At 41.9% G+C, this 4,449-nt stretch carries 3 protein-coding genes; all 3 read left to right on the top strand.

All coding sequences use genetic code 11. From position 1 onward, the window contains the following. The first annotated feature begins 382 nt into the window (after positions 1-382). Positions 383-1,525 carry a 1-deoxy-D-xylulose-5-phosphate reductoisomerase gene (locus tag WB217_RS14995; RefSeq protein ID WP_423994049.1) on the top strand — a complete coding sequence of 381 codons (1,143 nt, stop codon included), beginning with the start codon at positions 383-385 and terminating at the stop codon, positions 1,523-1,525. Between the two features lie 62 nt (positions 1,526-1,587). Next, on the top strand, positions 1,588-2,850 hold the full coding sequence (rseP, locus tag WB217_RS14990) for an RIP metalloprotease RseP (protein WP_423994048.1): 1,263 nt from the start codon (positions 1,588-1,590) through the stop codon (positions 2,848-2,850). Between the two features lie 191 nt (positions 2,851-3,041). Beyond that, positions 3,042-4,449: proline--tRNA ligase (locus tag WB217_RS14985; RefSeq protein WP_423994047.1), on the top strand; the 1,408-nt coding region annotated here is incomplete at its 3' end.

Here is a 4,449-nt window from a genome sequence, read left to right as displayed (position 1 = left end):
GCTGCGTATCATAAATGGCTATGATGGAAATAGAAGGAAAAATAAAATATTTCGTGTGAGGAAATAGTGCATTTAAAGGAAAATATTACAGTCTTGTCGAATAATATACTATATATATTCAGAATTTTTAATTAATACTGATCGCTTTTTAAATACTTGATTGTGTCAAAGGTCTGTGCTGATTTTTAGCACCTGACGCCCCGCGGAAAGCGAGTGCCTGGAGCGGAAATCAACAGACAAGTTAAACGAAGTCTTAATTTTGAAAAATTTTACAGGAAATCAATGTATTTATTAAGCCATCGGCCATGTTTCGGTGAAGTCGAATAGGGAAAGAACTGGTGAAGCCAGCAATACCCGTTTATGTTGTTTAGGAGTGAAGTTTGTGAAGAAAATCAGCTTGTTAGGTGCTACAGGATCGATTGGAATTCAAACCCTCGATGTAATCAGGGAGCATCCAGAAGAATTTAAACTAGTATCAATGTCTGCTGGCCGAAATATGGAACTTACCAGAAAAATCATTAGTGAATTCTCCCCGGAGCTAGTTTCCGTCCAGGAAAAGTCAGATGCTGAAACTCTAAAGAGTGAATACGGCAATATAAAGATTGTTTATGGAAGTGAGGGTCTTAAAGAGGCAGCTGTCTTCCATAAGTCCGAAATCCTTGTTAACGCAGTCCTGGGCAGCGTGGGTTTAAGTCCAACATTAGAGGCGATAAAAGCGAAAAAAACGATCGCTATTGCCAATAAGGAAACTCTAGTCACAGCGGGGCACATTGTCATGGAGGAAGCGAAGCGCCATAATGTTTCCATATTGCCTGTAGACAGTGAGCATTCTGCTATTTTTCAAGCCTTGCAGGGCGAGAAAGAAAAAAATATTGAGAGGCTGATTCTGACTGCTTCAGGAGGCAGCTTCAGAGACAGAACGAGGGATGATTTAAAAGGTGTAACTAAGACCGATGCCTTGAATCATCCAAATTGGTCCATGGGGGCGAAAATAACCATTGATTCAGCTACTATGATGAATAAAGGACTTGAAGTAATTGAGGCACATTGGCTATTTTCATTGCCATATGACAGGATATCAGTCCTGCTCCATCGAGAAAGCATCATCCATTCAATGGTTGAATTTCATGATACCAGCATCATTGCTCAGCTCGGAACCCCCGATATGAAGGTTCCTATTCAATATGCTCTTACATATCCAGACAGGCTGCCTCTAAGATCGGGAACAAGGCTGAATCTTGCTGAAATCGGCAAGCTGCATTTTAAGGAAATGGATTTTGACCGTTTTCGATGTCTAAAATTCGCATATGAAGCCGGAAAAGCGGGCGGTACATTGCCGGCAGTAATGAATGCGGCTAATGAAGCAGCAGTCGCTGCCTTTTTGGAGGACAAAATCACTTTCCTGCAAATTGAAGACATGATTGAAAAAGCAATGGACGGCCACGAAATTATAAAGAACCCAAGCCTTGAAATAATTCAAGAGGCTGATAAAGAGACGAGAAGCTTTATACATTCACTGTTATAAAGCATAGATTCTCTAAGATTGAAAGAAGTGGATTCTTATCCTTAAAAAGGTGGTTAGATAATTTGAATACAGTTATTGCCTTTATTGTCATTTTTGGAGCCCTTGTTTTCTTTCATGAATTGGGCCACTTAATCTTTGCCAAGCGCGCTGGCATCCTATGCCGAGAATTCGCAATCGGCTTCGGCCCAAAGGTATTTTCACATAAGAAAAATGAAACTACCTATACCATTCGTCTTTTGCCAATCGGCGGATTTGTCCGTATGGCTGGCGAAGATCCAGAAATGATTGAGATTAAACCCGGTCACAGGATAGGCTTATTGTTCAATGGCAACGAAGAAGTTACCAAAATCATCCTCAATAACAAGGAAAAGTTTCCAGATGCACGAATTATTGAAGTTGAGAAAGCTGATATCGAACGCGATCTCTTTATTAAAGGGTATGAAGAGGGCGAGGATGACACGCTTATCAAATCGTTCCCAATCAGCAAGACAGCAGTGTTAGTCGAAAATGGGACTGAAACCCAAATCGCCCCATATGACAGGCAGTTTGGATCTAAAACATTAGCACAAAGGACAATGGCCATTTTTGCTGGGCCTATGATGAACTTCTTGCTTGCAATGGTCATTTTTATCATTCTTGCCCTTTTTCAGGGTATCCCGTCTAATGAACCTCTATTGGGCAAATTGACGCCCGATGGCAGTGCGCTCGATGCAGGCTTAAAAGAAGGCGATATCGTGAACAGCATTGAAGGCTCTGAAGTGTCGAGCTGGCAGGATGTTGTTGAAATCATTCGTAAAAATCCGGGAACCGAACTTGATTTTTCCATTGTCCGTGACGGAAAAAATATCGAGCTGCCTGTAACACCTGAATCAAAAACAGTTGAAGGTGAAAAAATCGGGCTGATTGGGGTATATAGCCCTGTTGAAAAATCTCCTTTGAAATCTATTTCATATGGAATTAAAGAAACCTATTTCTGGACAACAGAAATCTTTTCTATGCTTGGCAAACTGATTACCGGACAATTTTCGATTGATGCGCTATCAGGTCCGGTCGGGATTTATGTTTCAACAGATACAGTTGCGAAGTCAGGAATCTTTTATTTAATGAAGTGGGCAGCGATCCTGAGCATTAACCTTGGCATCATGAACCTCCTGCCTTTCCCAGCCCTTGATGGCGGAAGGCTGACATTCTTTGCAGTCGAAGCATTAAGAGGAAAGCCAATCGACAAACAAAAAGAAGGTATGGTGCACTTTATCGGATTTGCCATTTTGATGTTGTTGATGCTCGTTGTAACCTGGAATGACATCCAAAGATTCTTTTTATAATACGGTTTTCGTAAACTAAGCAGTTATTTATTCCTGTCTGGTTAATACCAGACAGGTCAATTTTTTGATAAGTAGGCTGTGTTAAAGTTCAATGTTGATTTTTTGAACCTGTTGATTGGAGCGGAAATCAACAGACAAGTTTAACTCAGCCAATAAGTAAAATCTTCTATATCCTAATGAGGTGTAAATCAATGAAGCAAAGTATGACGCTTATTCCTACTTTAAGAGAAGTACCATCAGACGCAGAAGTGAAGAGTCACCAGCTGTTGCTGCGTGCGGGGTTCATCCGCCAAAATGCCAGCGGTGTGTATACATATATGCCTATGGGGCGGAAAGTCCTTCAGAAGGTTGAAGCGATAATCAGAGAAGAAATGAATAATGCAGGTGCTGCAGAATTGTTCATGCCTGCATTGCAGCAGGCGGAACTTTGGCAGGAATCAGGCAGATGGTATTCTTATGGTCCGGAGCTAATGAGATTAAGAGACCGTCATGATCGTGAGTTTGCTCTTGGAGCAACTCATGAAGAGGTCATCACTAGCCTTGTTCGTGACGAAGTTAAATCTTATAAACGTCTGCCTTTGACTCTGTATCAAATCCAGACAAAGTTCCGTGATGAAAAACGTCCTAGATTTGGTCTTTTGCGTGGCCGGGAATTTATCATGAAGGACGCATATTCCTTCCATGCAACCCAGGAAAGCCTTGATGAAGTTTACGAGCGCCTTTTCCAGGCATATTCAAATGTGTTTAAGCGCTGCGGACTGAACTTCCGTGCGGTAATCGCCGATTCAGGAGCGATGGGCGGAAAAGATACACATGAGTTTATGGTTCTTTCCGATATCGGAGAAGATACAATTGCATACTCCGACACATCTGAGTATGCTGCCAATGTGGAAATGGCTCCAGTCACCGCTGTGTATGAAAAGAGCGGAGAAGAAGAAAATGAGCTGGAAAAGATCCATACTGAAAACAAGAAGTCAATTGAGGAAGTATCCGCATTCCTGCAAGTAGAGGACAAGGACTGCATTAAATCATTACTGTTTAAAGTAGATGATCGTTATGTACTAGTTTTAGTCAGAGGCGACCATGAAGTGAATGATATCAAGCTGAAAAACTACTTTGAAGCATCAGTTGTGGAATTGGCAGATGCGAATACAACTAAGGAAGTTCTTGGCTGCTCAGTTGGTTCACTTGGTCCTATTGGAGTTGAAAACATAGAGGTTGTAGCTGACCACGCTGTTGAAGCGATTGTCAACGGAGTTTGCGGAGCGAACGAAGAAGACTACCACTATCAAAATGTAAATCCTGAACGTGACTTTAAAGTGAGTGCATATGCTGATTTCCGCTTCATTAAGGAAGGAGATCCTTCTCCGGATGGTAACGGAACAATCGTTTTTGCCAAGGGCATTGAAGTTGGACATGTCTTCAAGTTAGGAACAAGATACAGCGAGGCAATGAACGCTGTATTCCTGGATGAAAACGGCAGGACACAGCCAATGATCATGGGCTGCTACGGTATCGGTGTTTCCCGAACAATGGCAGCTGTTGCGGAACAATTCAATGATGAGAACGGTCTAGTTTGGCCGCAGAATATTGCTCCAT

Source organism: Mesobacillus sp., assembly GCF_049588175.1.
Classification (GTDB): domain Bacteria; phylum Bacillota; class Bacilli; order Bacillales; family Cytobacillaceae; genus Mesobacillus.
The sequence above is the reverse complement of the archived record's forward strand: the minus strand, read 5'-3'. Positions and strand labels throughout refer to the sequence as shown.